Origin of the sequence: Sphingomonas sp. FARSPH, assembly GCF_003355005.1 — a bacterium.
Lineage (GTDB): Bacteria > Pseudomonadota > Alphaproteobacteria > Sphingomonadales > Sphingomonadaceae > Sphingomonas.
In genome coordinates this window covers 1,624,879-1,643,402 of record NZ_CP029985.1, presented here as the reverse complement: position 1 = coordinate 1,643,402, position 18,524 = coordinate 1,624,879, and the positions used below count along the sequence as shown (strand labels likewise).

At 67.0% G+C, this 18,524-nt stretch carries 16 protein-coding genes, 1 tRNA gene and 1 pseudogene; 8 read left to right on the top strand and 10 right to left on the bottom strand.

The window, feature by feature from the left end; all coding sequences use genetic code 11:
• The first annotated feature begins 26 nt into the window (after positions 1-26).
• Entirely contained in the window at positions 27-590 is a 564-nt protein-coding gene (locus DM480_RS08030) for a helix-turn-helix domain-containing protein (protein WP_115378369.1), read from the top strand.
• 82 nt (positions 591-672) lie between these two features.
• Entirely contained in the window at positions 673-2,535 is a 1,863-nt protein-coding gene (locus tag DM480_RS08025; protein WP_115378368.1) for an ABC-F family ATP-binding cassette domain-containing protein, read from the top strand.
• Between the two features lie 360 nt (positions 2,536-2,895).
• Here DM480_RS08025 and DM480_RS18800 read toward each other — a convergent pair.
• Positions 2,896-3,299, bottom strand: a pseudogene (locus tag DM480_RS18800) (VOC family protein).
• A 90-nt stretch (positions 3,300-3,389) separates the two neighbouring features.
• On the opposite strand from DM480_RS18800, the gene DM480_RS08015 reads away from it, so the two are divergent.
• Both DM480_RS08015 and DM480_RS08010 read left to right on the top strand, forming a co-directional pair.
• Positions 3,390-4,301 (top strand): protein-L-isoaspartate(D-aspartate) O-methyltransferase, encoded by a 912-nt coding sequence (locus DM480_RS08015; protein WP_115378367.1) that lies wholly within the window; start codon positions 3,390-3,392, stop codon positions 4,299-4,301.
• Between the two features lie 122 nt (positions 4,302-4,423).
• Positions 4,424-4,750 (top strand): ArsR/SmtB family transcription factor, encoded by a 327-nt coding sequence (locus DM480_RS08010; protein ID WP_232834168.1) that lies wholly within the window; start codon positions 4,424-4,426, stop codon positions 4,748-4,750.
• Between the two features lie 55 nt (positions 4,751-4,805).
• Here the strand turns inward: DM480_RS08010 and DM480_RS08005 are convergent, their stop codons facing one another.
• Together DM480_RS08005 and DM480_RS08000 are read right to left on the bottom strand one after the other, a co-directional pair.
• Positions 4,806-5,102, bottom strand: coding sequence for a DUF3297 family protein (locus DM480_RS08005; RefSeq protein ID WP_115381001.1), 297 nt, complete (start codon positions 5,100-5,102; stop codon positions 4,806-4,808).
• Positions 5,103-5,210: 108 nt separating this feature from the next.
• Positions 5,211-5,561, bottom strand: coding sequence for a hypothetical protein (locus DM480_RS08000; protein WP_115378365.1), 351 nt, complete (start codon positions 5,559-5,561; stop codon positions 5,211-5,213).
• Between the two features lie 330 nt (positions 5,562-5,891).
• On the opposite strand from DM480_RS08000, the gene DM480_RS07995 reads away from it, so the two are divergent.
• On the top strand, positions 5,892-8,231 hold the full coding sequence (locus DM480_RS07995; RefSeq protein ID WP_115378364.1) for a TonB-dependent receptor: 2,340 nt from the start codon (positions 5,892-5,894) through the stop codon (positions 8,229-8,231).
• 118 nt (positions 8,232-8,349) lie between these two features.
• On the opposite strand, the gene typA is transcribed toward DM480_RS07995, so the two are convergent.
• Together typA and DM480_RS07985 are read right to left on the bottom strand one after the other, a co-directional pair.
• Positions 8,350-10,173, bottom strand: a complete 1,824-nt coding sequence (typA, locus tag DM480_RS07990; protein WP_115378363.1) for a translational GTPase TypA — start codon at positions 10,171-10,173, stop codon at positions 8,350-8,352.
• A gap of 135 nt (positions 10,174-10,308) precedes the next feature.
• Positions 10,309-10,773 (bottom strand): helix-turn-helix domain-containing protein, encoded by a 465-nt coding sequence (locus DM480_RS07985; RefSeq protein WP_232834167.1) that lies wholly within the window; start codon positions 10,771-10,773, stop codon positions 10,309-10,311.
• Positions 10,774-10,827: 54 nt separating this feature from the next.
• Between DM480_RS07985 and DM480_RS07980 the strand changes: the two genes are divergently transcribed.
• The 3 genes from DM480_RS07980 (at position 10,828) to DM480_RS07970 (ending at position 14,063) form a co-directional block, all read left to right on the top strand.
• Positions 10,828-11,790 (top strand): DMT family transporter, encoded by a 963-nt coding sequence (locus tag DM480_RS07980; protein WP_405053251.1) that lies wholly within the window; start codon positions 10,828-10,830, stop codon positions 11,788-11,790.
• 316 nt (positions 11,791-12,106) lie between these two features.
• On the top strand, positions 12,107-13,315 hold the full coding sequence (locus tag DM480_RS07975; protein ID WP_115378360.1) for a toxic anion resistance protein: 1,209 nt from the start codon (positions 12,107-12,109) through the stop codon (positions 13,313-13,315).
• A gap of 7 nt (positions 13,316-13,322) precedes the next feature.
• Positions 13,323-14,063, top strand: a complete 741-nt coding sequence (locus tag DM480_RS07970) for a hypothetical protein (protein ID WP_115378359.1) — start codon at positions 13,323-13,325, stop codon at positions 14,061-14,063.
• A gap of 21 nt (positions 14,064-14,084) precedes the next feature.
• Here the strand turns inward: DM480_RS07970 and DM480_RS07965 are convergent.
• From DM480_RS07965 to DM480_RS07945, 5 genes are all read right to left on the bottom strand, one after another.
• Positions 14,085-14,160: transfer RNA gene (locus DM480_RS07965), tRNA-Val, on the bottom strand.
• 58 nt (positions 14,161-14,218) lie between these two features.
• Entirely contained in the window at positions 14,219-15,175 is a 957-nt protein-coding gene (locus DM480_RS07960) for a MarR family winged helix-turn-helix transcriptional regulator (RefSeq protein WP_115378358.1), read from the bottom strand.
• Between the two features lie 128 nt (positions 15,176-15,303).
• A complete protein-coding gene (locus DM480_RS07955; RefSeq protein WP_115378357.1) occupies positions 15,304-16,803 on the bottom strand; it encodes an NAD(P)(+) transhydrogenase (Re/Si-specific) subunit beta in 1,500 nt (499 codons plus the stop codon).
• A gap of 104 nt (positions 16,804-16,907) precedes the next feature.
• Complete coding sequence (locus DM480_RS07950; protein ID WP_115378356.1) at positions 16,908-17,207, bottom strand: NAD(P) transhydrogenase subunit alpha; 300 nt, start codon at positions 17,205-17,207, stop codon at positions 16,908-16,910.
• 186 nt (positions 17,208-17,393) lie between these two features.
• The gene (locus DM480_RS07945; protein WP_115378355.1) at positions 17,394-18,518 is read right to left on the bottom strand and encodes an NAD(P) transhydrogenase subunit alpha; all 1,125 of its coding nucleotides are present in this window, start codon (positions 18,516-18,518) and stop codon (positions 17,394-17,396) included.
• Between the last annotated feature and the right edge of the window lie 6 nt (positions 18,519-18,524).

Genomic DNA, 18,524 nt, shown 5'->3' with positions numbered 1-18,524 from the left:
AAAAACCGATCTGGTTAGGATACATCATGATCACCGCCATCCGCGACGTCCGCCGGGCCAAGGGCCTGACCCTTGAGGAGGTCGCGCGCCGCTGCGTGCCGCCCACTACGGCGCAGACGATCGGCCGGCTGGAGATGGGCACGCGCACCGTCTCGGTCGGCTGGCTCAACCGCATCGCCGCCGCGCTCGACGTCGAGCCCGCCGCGCTGGTGACGCTGCCCGAACGCCCCGCCTTGCCCGTCGTCGCGACGCTCGGCCCCGACGGCGCCGCGCCGCTGCGCCGGCCGCAGACGATCGCTGTGCCTGCAGCCCCCGCCGGCGGCGTCGCGATCACCATTTCGGGCGGGATCGGCGATTATCGCGCGGGCGACGAATTGTGGTGCGCGATGCTGACCCCAGACGCCTTCGCGACCGCGCTGCTCCACGACGTGCTCGCGCCGCAGCCCGCCGGCGACATGGCGTTCGGCCGCCTGCTCGCGATCGAGGCGAACGCCGTCTACCTCCTGCCGCTCACCCCAGGGGCGAAACCGGTCGCCGTAGAAGAGCCCAAATGGATCGCCCGCCCCGTCCGCCTCGTCCGCGCGCTATAGGACCGGCAGCGTTTCGGCGGCGCCCCGCTCCCCCGCCGCACGCACGTTCCAAACCGGCGCCACTTCTGCTACGGGCGCGCGCATGCTCAACCTCAACGGCATCACCGTGCGCCTCGGCGGCCGCACGATCCTCGACAATGCGTCCGCGGCGCTGCCGCCGGGCAGCCGCGTCGGCCTGATCGGCCGCAACGGCGCGGGCAAGTCGACGCTGGTGCGCGTCATCGCCGGCATGCTCGAACCTGATGGCGGCACCGCGGCGATGCCGCGCGGCAGCCGTCTCGGCTATATCGCGCAGGAAGCGCCGTCGGGCAGTGCGACGCCCTTCGACACCGTGCTCGCCGCCGATCTCGAACGCGCCGCGCTGATGATCGAAGCGGAAACCTGCGAGGACCCGGACCGGCTCGGCGACGTCTACGAGCGGCTGATCGCGATCGACGCCTATACCGCGCCCGCGCGCGCCGCGCAGATTCTGCTCGGCCTCGGCTTCGACGAAGACATGCAGCAGCGCCCGCTCGACAGCTTCTCGGGCGGCTGGAAGATGCGCGTCGCGCTTGCCGCTTTGCTCTTCTCGCAGCCCGACCTGCTGCTGCTCGACGAACCCTCGAACCACCTCGATCTCGAAGCGGTCATGTGGCTCGAGGATTTCCTGAAGAGCTACAAGGCGACGATCGTCGTCGTCAGCCACGAACGCGACTTCCTCAACAACATCGTCGACCATATCCTGCACCTGCAGAACGGCAAGATCACGCTCTATCCGGGCGGCTACGACAGTTTCGAGCGCCAGCGCGCCGAACGCATGGCGCAGCTCGCCGCGGCAAAGGCGAACCAGGACGCGCAGCGCGCCAAGCTGCAGGATTACATCGCGCGCAACTCCGCCCGCGCCTCCACCGCCAAACAGGCGCAGAGCCGGCAGAAGATGCTGGCGAAGATGCAGCCGATCGCGGAAATGGCGAACGATCCGACGCTGTCGTTCGGCTTCCCCGATCCCGATCCGTTGCGCCCGCCGCTGATCACGCTCGACCTCGCCAGCGTCGGCTATGCCGACACGCCGATCCTGAAGCGGCTCAACCTGCGCATCGACCCCGACGATCGCATCGCGCTGCTGGGGCGCAACGGCAACGGCAAGACGACGCTCGCGCGCCTGCTCGCCGCGCAGCTGACCCCGATGGAGGGCGACATGGCCGCGTCGGGCAAGATGCGCGTCGGCTATTTCACCCAATATCAGGTCGAGGAACTCGACGGCGACGACACGCCGCTCGCGCACATGACGCGCGTGATGAAGGGCGCCAGCCCCGCCGCGGTGCGCGCGCAGCTCGGCCGCTTCGGCTTTTCAGGCGACCGCGCGACGGGTCAGGTCGGCAAGATGTCGGGCGGCGAGAAGGCGCGCCTCGCGCTCGCGCTCATCACCCGCGACGCGCCGCACCTGCTCATCCTCGACGAGCCGACCAACCACCTCGACGTCGACGCGCGCGAGGCGCTGGTCCAGGCGCTCAACGACTATACCGGCGCGGTCATCCTCGTCAGCCACGATCGCCACATGGTCGAACTGACCGCCGACCGCCTCGTGCTGGTCGACCAGGGCACCGCCCGCGAATTCGACGGTAGCCTCGACGACTATATCGCCTTCATCCTGGCGGGCGACGACAAGCCCGCCGAGCCCAAGGCGAAGAAGGAAAAGCTGTCGAAGGAGGCGATCGCCATCGCCCGCGACGCGGAAAAGGCGCGCAAGAAGGCGATCCGCGATGCCGAAGCCGAAACCGCGACGCTCACCGCGGAGCGCAACGCGGTCGACGCCGCGCTCTTCGACCCCAAGCAGGCGAGCCCCGCGCTCGCCCGGCTGACGATGACCGAATTGATGAAGCGCCGCGCCGATCTGCAGGCGCGGATCGAGGCCGCCGAACTACGCTGGCTGGAGGCGAACGAGGCGCTGGAGGCGGCGGCGTAGGGACGGATGAGAACAGGCTGATCCACGCCTCCCGGGGCGACCGGAGCAAAAGCCCTTCTCGTCATGCCGGACCAGTTCCGGCATCCACCGCGCCGCAAGCGATCCGCCCTCGGTCGAGCGGCGGCCCCTATCCGCCAAGCGCCCGCCCGATCCGCACCCGCACCCCGCTCGGACGATAGCCGCGCCAGTCGCTCGCCACTGCAAAGCCCAGCCGTTCGCAGAACGCCTGGCTCGCATCCATGTCGCCCGCCGTGATGATCGCACCACTTGATGCATCGTCGACTCTCCTTTTGCCGCCGAAAGGGTCCGTCTGCGAAACGCAGCCGCGAGCTGCATTGCGGATAGTCTCAACCCTTATGGTTAAAGCAATTCGCCGATGTCGAGGCGGTTGCCGTCCGGGTCGGCGACCACGAACGCGCGCTGGCCATAGTCCTGATCGCGCAGCACCTTGACGATCCGCATCCCCGCCGCCGTGCAGCGCGCCGCGACCGCCGCGACGTCGGACACGATCAGGTGGAGCACGTTGGTCGTCGTGGCGCGATGCCGGGCGCGCGGCTCAGGTGGATTTCCGCGGCATCCTTCATCAGCACGACGAACCCGACCGGATCGCCGTTGGTGAGGACGATGTCGAAGCCCAGCACGTCACGATAGAAAGGCAGCGCCGCCGCAATGTCGCGCACCGGCACCGTCGGCGCCGCGCGGCCATAGGTCGCAATCCCGTCACCCCATATCTTTCGAAAGGTGGTAGCGGCGGCGGTGCGCATGCCCGTGGCGGAGCGGTGTCCCGAACCAGGGCTGCACCGCCGCGGCGCGACCGTCAACCGTCCGACGACCCTCGTGACGCCCCGGCGATCATGAACCGAAGTTTCATTGCGACCGATGCGCACTTCGTCGATGCATCCGCGATGTCACGCCGCTTCCTCCCGTCCGCCGCCCTTCTTGCCGTCTCGCTCGCCGGCTGCACGCATGCGTCGCCGCAGCCCGTCGACATGCTCGGCGCGCTGGCAAAGGCGCGCGCCGGCCAATCCCCGGCGCAGCAGCGCGCGCAGATGGTCGCCGACATCCGCGCCGATATTCACGCCGCCGATCCCGCGGCCGACACGCCCGCTCTCGGCCGCGCGCTCGCTGTGATCGGCACGCTCCCGCGCGAGGATTTCGTCGATCCCGCCGGCCGTGCCGCGGCCTACGTCGATCTGCCGCAGGCGATCGGCTACGGCCAGACGATCTCCGACCCCTATGTCGTCGCGGTGATGACCGCCGCGCTCGACCTACCCGCCGACGGCAGCGCCAACGTGCTCGATGTCGGCACCGGCTCGGGCTATCAGGCCGCCGTGCTCGCCCGCCTCGCGCGCCACGTCGCCTCGATCGAGATCGTCGAACCGCTCGCACGCGCCGCCGACGTGCGGCTGCACCATATGGGTTACGCTAACGTCGCGGTGCGCGCCGGTGACGGCTTCATGGGCTGGCCTGAGCATGCCCCCTTCGACGGCATCGTCGTCGCCGCCAGCGCGACCGAGGTGCCGCGTCCGCTACTCGATCAGTTGAAGCCCGGCGGCCGGATCGTGATGCCGATCGGGGCGAGCGACACCAGCACGCAGCTGTTGCGAGTCACCAAGCGGCCCGACGGCGCGCTCGATCGCTGTCGCCTCGGCCCGGCCCTGTTCGTGCCGTTCACCGGCGGTCGCGTCGCCCCCTTCGTGCCACGGGCTTTGACCGACCGGACGATTCCGTTATGCTTCAAGGCACCGATCGTCGGCGTTCTCTGAGAAGGGTGCGCGCAACCGATCGGCTGCCTCGATAGCAGCGAAAGGCACCTGGCTGGTTGCAGGTTGGTATCCGCAACCCATAGGTTGCTGATCGGCCGAAATCGTGCAACACGATGGTTGCGATGGCCGTAACCACTCCCGCCACCATCTTCGCGGCGCTGGGCGATTCGACCCGGCTCGCGCTGCTCGTCGCCTTGCGCAGCGGCGGCACGCGCTCGATCGCGCGGCTCGCCGCGGCCAGCGGCATGACGCGCCAGGCGGTGACCAAGCACCTCAAGGTGCTGGAACGCGTCGGCCTGCTCCGCGTCGAGCGCCGGGGCCGCGAGACGCATTTCATCTACTGCCCCGAAGCGCTCGACGGCGCCCGCGCCTATCTCGACGCGATCGGCGGTCGCTGGGCAGATGTACAATCGGCGGTCAGGCCGGCGACGCCGGTGTCTGCGGTCTGATCCGGCAGCGCTGGATCAGACGAAGTGGATCAGAAGCATCGGATCGGACGCCGGCTCAGGCTTCCGCATCGTCCTTGGCGCGGTCGCCGTCGGCCGCGTCGCCTTCACCCGCGGCGGGACGCTCGTACCACGCCTCCACCTCGCCGGTCAGTTTCAGCGTCAGCGGCCGGCCGTGGCGATCGACCTTCTTGCCCAGCGCGACGCGGATCCAGCCTTCGGAGATCGAATATTCCTCGACGTCGCGGCGCTCCGCGCCCTTGAAGCGGATGCCGATGCCGCGTTCCAGCTTGGGCTGGTCGAAATAGGGGCTCGACGGGTCGGTCGACAGGCGATCGGGAGGCGTATCGGTCATGGCTTCCGCGCTTAGCGGCACGGCGCGCGCCTCTCTACAAAAAAAGCCCGAAAAAAAGGCGGCGCCGGATGACCGACGCCGCCTCCCCGGTTAACCGGATCGGATGGCTCAATAGCCGTAATAATAGTCGCGATAGACCACCGGCGGCGGCGGGGGCGGCGCATAATAGCGCTCGCGATAGACGACCCGCGGCGGCGGCGGCGGCGCATCGTAGTAATTATAGTAGCGCCGATCGTAATAGCGGTCGCGATCCGAATTCGCGATCGCCGCACCCAGCCCGAGCCCGACGATGCCGCCGAGCAGCGCGCCCGCCGCGACGTTGCCGCCGCGATCGTAATGGCGATATCCGCCCCAGCCGCCGTAGCGACCCCAGCGCTGCGCCTCTGCCGGCGCCGCCGCGGTCAGCGCGGTCGCGCCCAGCGCGAGGCCAAGACCAACCTTCTTCAACAAGCCGTTCATTGCTCGAACCTCCTCATACTCACAAACGCCCGGTCCGCCTTCGTGAAACGCACAAGGGTGGAAGCGTGTTGCGATGCTATGGCCGAGTCGCGCTGAACCGAGCCGGAATGCCTCGTTAAGCCACGGTTTAGGCGCGCTTGGCGACGCCGCTTTCACAAAGCAGACACAATCCGCGTTTAGCCGGGCACGACGCCAGGGGGGCCGGGACCATCGACACATGTGCGAATCGCGGCGCCGCGCCTTGCGGCGCGGCCAGAACAGCACGGCCATGCCCCCTTGCCGCATCATCCAAAGGGGACTTTCGTGACCAATCGCCATCTTCTGAAAGCCATGCTGCTCGTCGGTGTCGCCGGCGCCGCCGCACCCGCCTTCGCCCAGACCACCGCCACCACCCCCGCCGCCGGGACGACGCCCGTGCAGACCGGCGCGACCGATCCGTCGGTCGAAACCGCCTCGACCGACGCGGGCGAGGTCGGCGACATCGTCGTCACCGCGCAGCGCCGCGCCGAGAACCTGCAGCGCGTGCCGCTGTCGGTCGCGGTCGTCGGCGGCGGCGACCTGCGCGCCTTCCAGGCGGGCGGCGAGGATACGCTGGCGCTATCGGGCCGCGTCCCCGGCCTCTATGCCGAAACCACGACGGGCCGCATCTTCCCGCGCTATTATATCCGCGGCCTGGGCAACATCGATTTTTACCTGGGCGCCAGCCAGCCGGTTTCCATCATCCAGGACGATGTCGTCCTCGAGCATGTCGTCCTGAAATCCAACCCCGTCTATGACGTCGCGCAGGTCGAAGTCTTGCGTGGCCCGCAGGGGTCCTTGTTCGGCCGCAATACGACCGCCGGCATCATCAAGTTCGACACGATCCGCCCGACGCAGACTTGGCAGGGCCGGATGTCCGCTTCGGCAGGTGAGTACGGCACCTTCACCTATGACGCGGGCGTCGGCGGCCCGATCGTCGCCGACAAGATCGCGGTCCGTCTGTCGGGCCTGATCCAGCATCGCAACGACTGGGTCGACAACGTCTTCACCGGCTCCAGCCCCGACGGCACCAGCACGCCGCTGCGCAACGCGATGGGCGGCTTCACCGAAAAGGACGCGCGGCTCCAGATCCTGCTGACGCCGACCGACCGTTTCACCGTCAACGTCTCGGGCCATGCCCGCGGCTACGAAGGCACCTCGACGCTGTTCCACCGCGCCGCGCTGGTGAAGGGGTCGAATTCGGTCGACGCCGAACCGCGCGACCGCGTCGCCTATGACGAGGCGCAGAACAACCCGCAGAACTACGACACCTACGGCACGTCGGTGAACGCCGCCTATGACTTCGGCGCAGCGACGCTGACCTCGATCAGCGCGTACGAGACGACCTCGGGCTACAGCCGCGGCGACACCGACGGCGGCGCGGCGGTCAACTATCCGTTCAACGGCCGCGCCAACGGGTTCGGCCAGAGCCAGGGCAACATCCGCGCGCTCAACCAATATACGCAGGAAATCCGCCTCGCCTCGCCCGGCGACCAGCGCTTCACCTGGCAGTTCGGCGGCTTCTACTTCAACCAGAACGACACCACGGATTTCTATCAGCGCGCCTTTTTTCTGTTAAAACCGGACGTTAACGGCACTTTGCCCAACCCCAACAACTGGGTGCGGCTGCGCGACAACAACACCAGCTGGGCCGCGTTCGGCCAGGCGAGCTTCAAGGTGACGCCGGACTTCACGATCACCGCCGGCGCGCGCGCGACGAACGACACGAAGAAGACCGCGCTGGTCAAGACCGCGAACACGATCGCCAACGTCTCGACCTATACCGGCCGTCGCTACGTGCGCCTGTCGGACACGACGCCGAGCTGGGACGTGTCCGCGCTCTATCAGGTGAACCCGGAAAATAGCGTCTATGCCCGCGTCGCGCGCGGCTTCCGAGGGCCCACGATCCAGGGCCGCTCGGCGGTGTTCAACTCCGACTTCACCACCGCGAACAGCGAGACGATCACCTCGTACGAGGTGGGGTCGAAGGGCGTGTTCCTCGACGGGCGGCTGCGCCTCAACACCGCGCTGTTCACCTACACCGTCGACGACATCCAGCTGAACGGCAACGACATCAACGGCAACGGCGTGCTGTTCAACGCCAACAAGGCACGCGCCTGGGGCATGGAGCTGGATGCGGAATTCCGCCCGGTCCGCAACCTCGCGATCACGCTCGGCGCCAGCGCGCTCAAGTCGAAGATCGAGGACAATCGCGTCTATGCGCAGGTCTGCCAGCTCAATGGCATCGTCGTGTGCACCGTGCTCGACCCGACGATCAAGGTCGGGGCCAACACCTTCGCGCAGATCAACGGCAATCCCCTGCCCAACGCGCCCAAGTGGAACCTCAACGCCACCGCCCGCTACGACGTGCCGCTCGCCAGCGGCGCCAAGGTGTTCGCCGCGACCGACTGGAACGTCCAGGGCTACACCAATTTCGTCCTCTACCAGACGAAGGAGTTCTATTCGGACGGCAATTTCGAAGGCGGGCTGAAGATCGGCTACACCACCGCCGACGACAAATACGAAATCGCCGCCTTCGCGCGCAACATCACCAACCAGAAGAACCTGAAGGGCGTGATCGAAAACTACATGGCCGCCGTGTTCAACGAGCCGCGGATCATCGGCGTCTCGCTCAACGGCCGCTTCAAGTAAGCCTACGCCCGTCACCCCGGACTCGTTCCGGGGTGACCAAGCCGCTCTGCCGCTCCGGCACATAAAAGAAGGGCCGGTGGATCGCTCCACCGGCCCTTTCCTTTGCCGAACCGTGAAATCAGGCCGCCTGCTTCGCCCGGCTCGCCTTCTTGCGCTCGTGCGGGTCGAGGTGGCGCTTGCGCAGCCGGATCGACTTGGGGGTGACCTCGACCATCTCGTCATCGTCGATGTACGCGATCGCCTGTTCCAGCGTCATCTTCTTGGGCGGGGTCAGGCGGATCGCATCGTCCTTGCCGCCGCTCGCGCGGAAGTTGGTCAGCTGCTTCGCCTTCATCGGATTGACCTCGAGGTCATCCGTCTTGGCGCTCTCGCCGATGATCATGCCCTCGTACAGCGCCTCGCCGTGGCCGACGAACAGGATGCCGCGCTCTTCGAGCGGCCCCAGCGCGTAACCCTGCGCTTCGCCGGCGCCGTTCGAGATGAGCACGCCGTTCTTGCGGCCTTCGATATTGCCCTTGTGGGGGCCATACTTCTCGAACAGGCGGTTCATGATGCCCGTGCCGCGCGTGTCGGACAGGAATTCGCCGTGATAGCCGATCAGACCGCGGCTCGGCGCGGAGAAGGTGATGCGCGTCTTGCCGCCACCGCTGGGCCGCATGTCGGTCATCTCGGCCTTGCGCTGGTTCATCTTGTCGACGACCGTGCCGCTGAACTCCTCGTCGACGTCGATCACAACCGTCTCGTACGGCTCGGTCTTCTTGCCGTTCTCGTCCTCGCCGAACAGCACGCGCGGGCGGCTGATACCGAGTTCGAAGCCCTCGCGGCGCATCGTCTCGATCAGCACGCCGAGCTGCAATTCGCCGCGGCCCGCGACTTCGAAGCTGTCGCGGTCGTCGCTCTCGGTCACCTTGATCGCGACGTTCGATTCCGCTTCGCGCATCAGGCGGTCGCGGATCATGCGGCTCGTCACCTTCGATCCCTCGCGACCCGCCATCGGCGAATCGTTGACCGCGAAGCGCATCGACAGCGTCGGCGGATCGATCGGCTGCGCCTTGATTGGGGTCGACACGCTGATGTCGGCGATCGTGTTCGCCACGGTCGCGACGGTCAGGCCGGCGAGGCTGATGATGTCACCCGCCTGCGCCTCTTCGACCGGCACGCGCTCCAGCCCGCGGAACGACATGATCTTCGACGCACGCCCCGTCTCGATGACGTTGCCGTCGCCGTCGAGCGCGTGGATCGCCTGGTTGAGCTTCAGCGTGCCGGTGTTGACGCGCCCCGTCAGGATGCGGCCGACGAAATTGTCGCGGTCGAGCAAAGTGACGAGGAAGCTGAACGGCGCGTCGACGTCAACCTTGGGCGCCGGCACGTGGCTGACGATCAGTTCGAACATCGGGGTCAGCGTGCCTTCGCGCGCGTCCATGTCGGTCGAGGCATAGCCGTTGCGGCCAGAGGCGTAGAGCACCGGGAAGTCGAGCTGCTCGTCGTTCGCGTCGAGGCTGACGAACAGGTCGAACACCTCGTCCAGCACTTCCTGGATGCGCGCGTCGGCGCGGTCGACCTTGTTGACGACGACGATCGGCTTCAAGCCGAGCGCCAGCGCCTTGCCGGTGACGAACTTCGTCTGCGGCATCGCGCCTTCCGACGAATCGACCAGCAGGATGACGCCGTCGACCATCGAAAGGATACGCTCCACCTCACCGCCGAAGTCGGCGTGGCCGGGCGTGTCGACGATGTTGATGCGCGTGCCTTCCCACTCGACCGACGTCGGCTTCGCCAGGATGGTGATCCCGCGCTCCTTTTCGAGGTCGTTCGAATCCATCGCGCGTTCCTCGACACGCTGGTTGTCGCGGAAGGTGCCGGACTGGCGGAACAATTGGTCGACGAGCGTGGTCTTGCCGTGATCGACGTGCGCGATGATCGCCACGTTGCGGAGGCTCATGGGAAATCCTGATCGGGAAGAGGGAAGTTCGCGCGCCCATAGCCGAATTGTTGCGTCGCGGGAAGAGGCGGGCGGGATCGCAGATGCCGGCGTTCAGGGACCGCCGCTTTCCCAGCGAGGATCGTGAATTGCGAATTAGCTCACGACGTTGCGGATGAAACTGACAGGGGCGTCCCCTGTGTTGACATAGGCATAAGCCTGTGCGCTGCTGTAAATCGCGAAGTCGCCCGCCTCGACCATCAGGCCCCCTTTCGCCAGTTCGATGTGCAGGCAGCCTTCGGTAACGACGATCATCTCGTGCCAGCCCGCAGGGTCGGGTTCGGCGGTGTAGCGTTCGCCGGGAGCCAGCGACCAGCGCCAGAGCTGCGCCTCGCGTGATGCCGGTACGCTGCCCAGCAACACCGCCTCGCTGGTAACGTCTCGGCCACGCCATGCCACCTGCTCGATCCGACGGCTGCTAGCATTGGGGTCGCTGACAATTGCGATGAAATCGACGCCCAGCGCCTCGGCAAGCCGGTCCAGGCTCGACAGGCTGATATTGGTATCGCCCCCCTCCAGGTTCGTAATCATCCGGCGACTGATGCCCGACGTCGTCGCCAAGGCAGTTTGACTGAGGCCGGCGGCACGCCGAAGCCGGCGGAGATTGCTCGCCACATGAGCCAGGACATCCCCGCGGCCATCTTGACTGCGCACTATATTGCTCATATCGATTTGCGCACTATGCTGCACAATTCTGGCACACGTAAAGCCCTATTCTCGCCTGAGGAGTTAGCGCTGATTGGCGTCACGATGCTGTGGGGGGCAACCTTCCTCATCGTCCACATCGCCATGCGGCACAGTGGACCTTTGTTCTTCGTGGGGCTGCGGTTCGTCACTGCGGGCCTAGTCGGGCTGGCATTGTTCGGGCGAACGATGCGCGGTGTGACGCGCGTCGAGCTGGTTGCGGGCAGCGCGGTCGGCGTCACCATTTTTCTAGGTTACGCGCTACAGACCTACGGGCTTCAAACCGTCAGCAGCAGTACGTCGGCCTTCCTGACCGCGCTCTATGTGCCGATGGTGCCGCTGATCCAATGGGCGGTCCTGCGACGTCCGCCCAAGGCGGTGACCTGGGCTGGTATCGGCTTGGCGTTCCTCGGCTTGGTCTGTCTCGCCGGACCCGACGCCCTGCATGTGGGTCTTGGCAGAGGCGAGATCGCGACGCTCGTCAGCGCGGCTGCCATCGCGGGCGAGATCATCCTGATCGGTCAATTTGCCTCACGCGTGGACAGCACGCGCGTGACCGTCGTGCAGGTGCTGGCAGGCGGGCTGTTATCCTTTGCTGCCATGCCCCTTGCCGGTGAGTCGCTGCCGTCCTTTTCTTGGGTGTGGCTGATTGCCGCACTGGGCCTCGGTGCAGCCAGTGCCCTCATTCAACTCACCATGAACTGGGCGCAGAAGGCAGTATCACCGACCCGCGCGACCATCATCTATGCCAGCGAGCCGGTATGGGGCGGGGCGGTCGGTCGAATGGCCGGTGATCGCCTTCCAGGGCTGGCGCTGTTCGGCGCGGCCCTTATCATCGCTGGCGTCATAGTCAGTGAACTCAAGCCGCGCCGCTCGACCGCTCAGGAACGCTGATCCAGATTGGGAACCTATGACGGGAATCAAAAGGTGCAGGTCCCACTGACGGACGCCTGTTGATCCCGCTGTCCTGCGCGCCACCGATCTGCTACGGTTTTGCCATGGCCATGCCCGTTCTCGCCCTGCCCTGTCTCGGCAGGGGTCGCGCGGGGGCGTTTCCGGCGATGACGTACCGTCCACGTCGTCCACTTCCGCGCGCGAATCGCGTCATCCTTTCTCGACAGCGTATTATTCGCATGACACACTTGAACGGCGGGCCGGCAACCGGCACATTGCGCAGCGTGACCGGGCCGATGCCCGCTGGAGGACAACGATGGCCACTTCCGCCGACACGCTGACCGCGCAACCGGACCTGGTGCTGACGCCGCCCGATCCCGTGCCGACGGTGCAGGCGGAACGCGCCGCCGGGCTGGTGCCGATCGACGACACCAAGAAGTCGCAGCTCGAACAGCGCGTCGACACCTTCGTCCGCGACCTGGTGGCGGAGGACGTCAACAGCCCCGAATTCGGCAAGCGCGTCGATGCGATCACCGCGATGGGCGCGAAGGAGATTCGCGAGGCCGCGGGCCAGTCCAACCGCTTCCTCGATCGCCCGATCCGCGCGATGGACAAGGATACCGGCGTCGGTGCCGATCTGGCGCAGCTGCGCCGCGTGATCGAGGATCTCGATCCCGGCAAGAAGGGCGCGCTGTCCGGACCGAAGAAGATCTTCGGAGTCATCCCGTTCGGCTCGAAGATGCGCGACTATTTCGACAGCTACAAATCGTCGCAGACGCACATCAGCTCGATCCTGAAGAGCCTGGCGTCGGGCAAGGACGAGCTGTTGATGGACAATGCCGCCATCGATACCGAGCGCGCCAATCTGTGGACCGCGATGGGGCGGCTGGAGCAGATGATCCATCTGTCGAAGGCGATGGACGCCAAGCTGGAAGAGACCGCCAACGACCTCGACCACACCGATCCCGCCAAGGCGAAGGCGATCCGCGAGACCGCGCTCTTCTACACCCGCCAGCGCACGCAGGACCTGCTGACGCAGATGGCGGTGACGGTGCAGGGCTATCTGGCGCTCGATCTGGTGAAGAAGAACAACGTCGAGCTGATCAAGGGCGTCGATCGCGCCTCGACCACCACCGTCTCGGCGCTGCGCACCGCGGTGACGGTGGCGCAGGCGCTGACCAACCAGAAACTGGTGCTGGAAAGCATCACGCAGCTCAACACGACGACCGCGAACATCATCGATTCGACCGGCAAGCTTTTGCGCTCGAACACCGCGGCGATCCACGAACAGGCCGCCGCCTCGACCATTCCGCTGGAGACGCTGCAGCGTGCGTTCCAGAACATCTACGACACGATGGACGCGATCGACACGTTCAAGGTCAAGGCGCTCGATTCGATGAAGACCACGGTGAACGCGCTCGGCAACGAGGTGGAGAAATCGAAGGGCTATATCGCCCGCGCCGAGGGCGCGACGCAGGGCGCGCTGAAGGGCCCGGGCGACCAATATCGTCTGGAGTCGTTGTAAGGCGCCGATGACCGAAGTCGACGAACAGATCGCCCGCGCGCGCGCCACGATGGCGCGGATCAGCGAAGAATATGGCGGCCCGGTGCGCGATCAGTATCGCGTCCACGGCAAGCGGCTGAAACGCCGCGCGATCGGTGTCGGTCGGCGGCTCGCGGTGATCGCCGCGGTCGATGCCGCGATCCTGATCGCCGCCGCGGTGCTGGGCATGCTCTTTCCGCTCGGCATCTTCGGCGCGCTCGGCGTGCTCTTGCTGATGGTCGCGGTGACATTGCTGATCGGCCTTGCGCCGGCCCCGCGCGCGCCGAGCGAGAAGACGCTGCGCGAGGGCGACATCAAGGCGCTGCCCGCGAAGACCGAACGCTGGCTCGATGCGCAGCGTCCCGCGCTGCCCGCGCCGGCGCGCGCCCTGGTCGACCAGATCGGCCAGCGGCTGGAAACGCTGTCGCCGCAGCTCGGCCGGCTGGAGGGCCGCGACGAGGAAGTCTATGAGGTCCGTCGCCTGATCGGCGAGCAATTGCCCGCCTTCGTCACCGATTACGCACGTGTCCCCGAACCTTTGCGCAAGGTCGAGCGCAACGGGCGCACTCCCGATGCCGAACTCGTCGCGGGCCTGCGCCTGATCGAGCAGGAGATCGCCGACATGACGCGCCGGCTGGCGCAGGACGACCTCGACACGCTGGCGACGCGCAGCCGGTATCTGGAGGTGAAGTATCGCGGTGATGGCGAGGAGCCGCCCGTTGCGCGCTGATGGCGTGGATCGGCCAGGGGGTGGTGGGCGCTGACGGGTTCGAACCGCCGACCTACTCGGTGTAAACGAGCCGCTCTACCAGCTGAGCTAAGCGCCCCTCTCGCGAAGGGTGGGGCCGCGATGCCAAACCAGGGCCCGCCGCGCAAGCCCCGTCGTCAGACCGCAGCCCCCTCCACCCGGCGCGCGGCGAGCATGTAGCCACGCATCGCCTCGGCCGCCTGCGGCGACAGCGCCATGAACGCGCGGCGGCGATCGACGGGGTCGGGGTGCCGCACGAGCAGGCCGACGTCGGTCATCTTGGCGATCCAGCGCAGCGCAGTGGTCGGCGCGACGGCCGCCGCGATACACAGGCTGGACACGCTGACCTGCCGCCCCTCCAGCGCCGCGGCGTAGAGGTCGAGCAGCATGTCCCACGCCGGATCCTCGAACAGGCCCTGGCCAAAGGCGTCGAAGAATTTGGCGCGCAGCCGCCGCAGGTGGATGACACGGCGCACCTCCTGCGGGTCGACGCGCTGGTCGCCCGTCGCGGGTCCCGGGTCGTAGCCGCGATGCCGGTCGGCGAGGTCGAAGGCGTCGTGCGAGGGCATCGCCTCCGACCGGGCGAGCCGCGCGAGGATCTCCGCGATCCGCGCGACCTCGTCGTTCAGCCGCTGCAGCCGCGCGCCCTCGTTCTCGCGCAGGCTGTCGCCGAGCGTGAATGCATCGCCCGGGCGAGCCGCGACCGCAAGCGCGAGCACGCGTTCTAGCGGCACCGGGTCGCAGAGCAGCAGGGCATCCCGCTGCGTCATCAGGGCGGCGATCTGGTCGATCTGCGCTTCGGCGAAGCTGACGACCATCGGCAGGTCGAGCGCGGCGGCATAGCCTTCCAGCCGCGCGAGTGCCGCGTCGAGCAGGTCGGACGCGACGCCCGCCGCCTCCACCATCAGCAAGGGCCGCAGCGCCGGCTCGCCCAGCCGCTGCGGCAACATGTCCCAGCCGATCCGCTGGAGCAGCCGGCACCCGGCCTGCGCGATCGCCGCTTCCGCTTCCCCCGCCATGCCGCGGTCGGCGACCAGCAGCACCGGCCGGCTCGTCGTCGCATAGGCCGCAGCCAGACCGGTCGTCGTCATCATGGCCCCCATAACGGCAGGATAGGTCGTCGGCGCACCGCGGCGTGTCGATTCATCTCCATTCCGGAGACGATAAAGACCTCTGCCGGATGATGGCCGCCGTTTCCTCTCCATTACGGATCGATCGGCGATCAGTCCAAGGACTTGACGATCTCCTCGACCATCTTCTTCGCATCGGCGAGCAGCATCATCGTGTTGTCGCGGTAGAAGACGTCGTTGTCGACGCCTGCATAGCCGACGCCGCCCATCGATCGTTTGACGAACAATACGGTCTTCGCCTTCTCGACGTCGAGCACCGGCATGCCGTAGATCGGCGAGGTCTTGTCGGTCTTGGCGGCGGGATTGGTGACGTCGTTCGCGCCGATGACGAAGGCGACGTCGGTCTGCGCGAATTCGCCGTTGATGTCCTCCAGTTCGAACACCTCGTCATACGGCACGTTCGCCTCGGCGAGCAGGACGTTCATATGTCCGGGCATGCGGCCGGCGACGGGATGGATCGCGTATTTGACGCGGACGCCATGCGCCTTCAGCTTGTCCGCCATCTCGCGCAGCACGTGCTGCGCCTGCGCCACCGCCATGCCGTAGCCGGGGACGATGACGACCTGTTCCGCCTGGCTCATCAGGAAGGCGGCGTCCTCCGCGCTGCCGCGCTTCCACGGCCGGTCGACCTGCGCCGCGCCACCTGCGCCGCCCCCGGCGTCCGCACCGAAGCCGCCGGCGATGACGCTGATGAAGCTGCGGTTCATCGCGCGGCACATGATGTAGCTTAGGATCGCGCCCGAGCTGCCGACCAGCGCGCCGGTGATGATCATCGCGCTGTTGTGCAGCGTGAACCCCATCGCCGCCGCCGCCCAGCCCGAATAGCTGTTCAGCATGCTGACCACGACCGGCATGTCCGCGCCGCCGATCGGGATGATGAGCAGGAAGCCGATCGCGAAGCTGAGCGCGGTGATCGTCCAGAACACCCACGGGCTCTGATCCTGCGTGAAATAGACGACGAGCAACAGGATCGCCGCCAGCACGCCGAGGTTGAGGACGTGGCGGCCGGGCAGCAGGATCGGCTTGCCGCCCATATTGCCATTGAGCTTGAGGAAGGCGATGACCGAGCCCGAGAACGTGATCGCGCCGATCGCGACGCCGAGACCCATCTCGATCCGGCTGACTTGATGGATGACCGCGAATGGCTGGCCGATCAGCGGGATCACCATATCGGCAATGCCGAAAGCGATCGGATTGAGGAAGGCTGCGCAAGCGACCAGCACCGCGGCGAGGCCGACGAGGCTGTGGAAAGCGGCGACGAGCTGCGGCATCGCGGTCATCGCGATGCGGCGCGCAGTGGTGATGCCGATGACTGCGCCGATGCCGATCGCAGCGAGGATTTCGAGGATGGTGACCCAATCGGTCGTCGCCACCATCATCTCATCTTCGCCGACGGGGAAAATCCCTGTCATGACCGGCACGTGCGTCACCAGCGTCGTAACCACCGCGATGGTCATGCCCATCATGCCGAAGCGGTTGCCGCGCTGGCTGGACGTCGGCGACGACAGGCCGCGCAGCGCGAGGATGAAGCACACCCCGGCGATCAGATAGGCGAGTGCCGCGAACGAGCTGCCGGCGGTTGCGTGTTCCATCCTGTCCCCGTATCCCCTTCGTCACCCCGGCCTTGAGCCGGGGTCCCGCTGTCTTGTCCCGCCGCCAGAAGAAGCGGGACCCCGGATCAAGTCCGGGGTGACGGTCAGTGTTTGGCCGGTGCCGGCCGGTCCTTCTTCTTGTACATGGCGAGCATCCGCTGCGTGACCGCGAAGCCGCCGAAGATGTTGATGCTGGCGAGCACCACCGCGGCGAGCCCCAACCACTTTGCGATCGGCGACCCCGCCGCCGCACCCGCGATCAACGCGCCGACGATGATGACGCTGGAGATGGCGTTGGTCACCGCCATCAGCGGCGTGTGCAGCGCCGGCGTGACCGACCAGACGACGTAATAGCCGACGAAACATGCCAGCACGAAGATCGAAAGGATCGCGACGAAATCCATGTTCAGCCCCCTGCCGATCGCACGGGCGCGTACCCGGCCTTCCAAAGTGGACAAAGTGAGCGAAACGTCACCCCCCGGTTTGCCATACCCAAAACGCGAGTCCGGAAAGGATGCAGGAAATGGGAGGAGTCGAATATGCTCATGAGCCTCACGATACACCCATTTGGTTCGTGTAGGACAGCATTTTCATGCCCCGAGCAGCCGCGGGTGTACGACCTTGCCGTCGCGGGTCAGCCGGATCGCATCGCCGATCTCGGCATCGAGGACGGGCCGCCCCGCCTCCTTGTCCCAGAAGGTCGACAGGAAATTGTAGAGGTTGCGCGCGAACAGCGCAGAGGCGTCGGCAGCTAGGCGGGAGGGGACGTTGCGGTGGCCGACGATCTTGACGCCGTGGCGCTCGACGATCTCGCCCGCGACCGCGCCCTCGACATTGCCGCCCTGTTCGACCGCGAGGTCGACGATGACGCTGCCCGGTTTCATGCTCGCGACCTGCGCGTCGCTGATCAGCCGCGGCGCGGCGCGGCCGGGAATGAGCGCGGTGGTGATGACGATGTCCTGCTTGGCGATATGCGCCGAGACCAGCTCCGCCTGGGCGGCCTGATATTCCGGGCTCATCTCGCCGGCATAGCCGCCCGCGCCCTCGCCCTCGATACCGGCGACATTCTCGACGAACACCGGCTTGGCGCCAAGGCTGAGGATCTGTTCCTTCGTCGCCGAGCGGACGTCGGTCGCGGACACCTGCGCGCCGAGCCGGCGGGCGGTGGCGATCGCCTGCAGCCCCGCGACGCCGACGCCCATCACGAAGACGCGCGCCGCGCTGACCGTGCCGGCCGCGGTCATCATCATCGGAAAGGCGCGGCCATATTCCGCCGCCGCGTCGAGCACCGCCTTGTACCCCGACAGATTCGATTGCGACGACAGTATGTCCATGCCTTGCGCGCGGGTGATGCGCGGCATCAGCTCCATCGCCAGCGCCTCCAGCCCCGCGGCGGCATAAGCGTCGATCCGCTCGCGCGCCCCGAAGGGGTTGAGGCCCGCGACGATCCACGCGCCCGGCGCGACGCCGGCAAGGCTTGCGGGATCAGGGCCCTGCACGCCCAGCACGATGTCGGCCCCCGCCAGTGTCGTCGCCCGGTCACCGATCGCGGCACCCGCGTCGGCATAGCCCGTATCGGCATAAGAGGCGGCCGCACCTGCCCCCGCCTCGACCGCGACGTCCGCGCCGAGGGCTGCGAACTTGCGGACGGTTTCCGGGGTCGCGGCAACCCGCCGCTCGCCGTCTGCATGGTCGCGAAGGACGGCGATCTTCATGGCTCG

What these genes read in the sequence shown, in the direction of transcription:
- DM480_RS07975 (WP_115378360.1), top strand. Translation starts at nt 12,107, where the DNA reads ATGGCCACTTCCGCCGACACGCTGACCGCGCAACCGGACCTGGTGCTG.
- DM480_RS08025 (WP_115378368.1), top strand. Translation starts at nt 673, where the DNA reads ATGCTCAACCTCAACGGCATCACCGTGCGCCTCGGCGGCCGCACGATC.
- DM480_RS07950 (WP_115378356.1), bottom strand. Translation starts at nt 17,207, where the DNA reads ATGGATTTCGTCGCGATCCTTTCGATCTTCGTGCTGGCATGTTTCGTC.
- DM480_RS08030 (WP_115378369.1), top strand. Translation starts at nt 27, where the DNA reads ATGATCACCGCCATCCGCGACGTCCGCCGGGCCAAGGGCCTGACCCTT.
- DM480_RS07955 (WP_115378357.1), bottom strand. Translation starts at nt 16,803, where the DNA reads ATGGAACACGCAACCGCCGGCAGCTCGTTCGCGGCACTCGCCTATCTG.
- DM480_RS08000 (WP_115378365.1), bottom strand. Translation starts at nt 5,561, where the DNA reads ATGAACGGCTTGTTGAAGAAGGTTGGTCTTGGCCTCGCGCTGGGCGCG.
- DM480_RS07980 (WP_405053251.1), top strand. Translation starts at nt 10,828, where the DNA reads ATGAGCCAGGACATCCCCGCGGCCATCTTGACTGCGCACTATATTGCT.
- DM480_RS08015 (WP_115378367.1), top strand. Translation starts at nt 3,390, where the DNA reads ATGAACCGAAGTTTCATTGCGACCGATGCGCACTTCGTCGATGCATCC.
- DM480_RS07960 (WP_115378358.1), bottom strand. Translation starts at nt 15,175, where the DNA reads ATGATGACGACGACCGGTCTGGCTGCGGCCTATGCGACGACGAGCCGG.
- typA (WP_115378363.1), bottom strand. Translation starts at nt 10,173, where the DNA reads ATGAGCCTCCGCAACGTGGCGATCATCGCGCACGTCGATCACGGCAAG.
- DM480_RS08005 (WP_115381001.1), bottom strand. Translation starts at nt 5,102, where the DNA reads ATGACCGATACGCCTCCCGATCGCCTGTCGACCGACCCGTCGAGCCCC.
- DM480_RS07995 (WP_115378364.1), top strand. Translation starts at nt 5,892, where the DNA reads ATGCTGCTCGTCGGTGTCGCCGGCGCCGCCGCACCCGCCTTCGCCCAG.
- DM480_RS07945 (WP_115378355.1), bottom strand. Translation starts at nt 18,518, where the DNA reads ATGAAGATCGCCGTCCTTCGCGACCATGCAGACGGCGAGCGGCGGGTT.
- DM480_RS08010 (WP_232834168.1), top strand. Translation starts at nt 4,424, where the DNA reads ATGGCCGTAACCACTCCCGCCACCATCTTCGCGGCGCTGGGCGATTCG.
- DM480_RS07970 (WP_115378359.1), top strand. Translation starts at nt 13,323, where the DNA reads ATGACCGAAGTCGACGAACAGATCGCCCGCGCGCGCGCCACGATGGCG.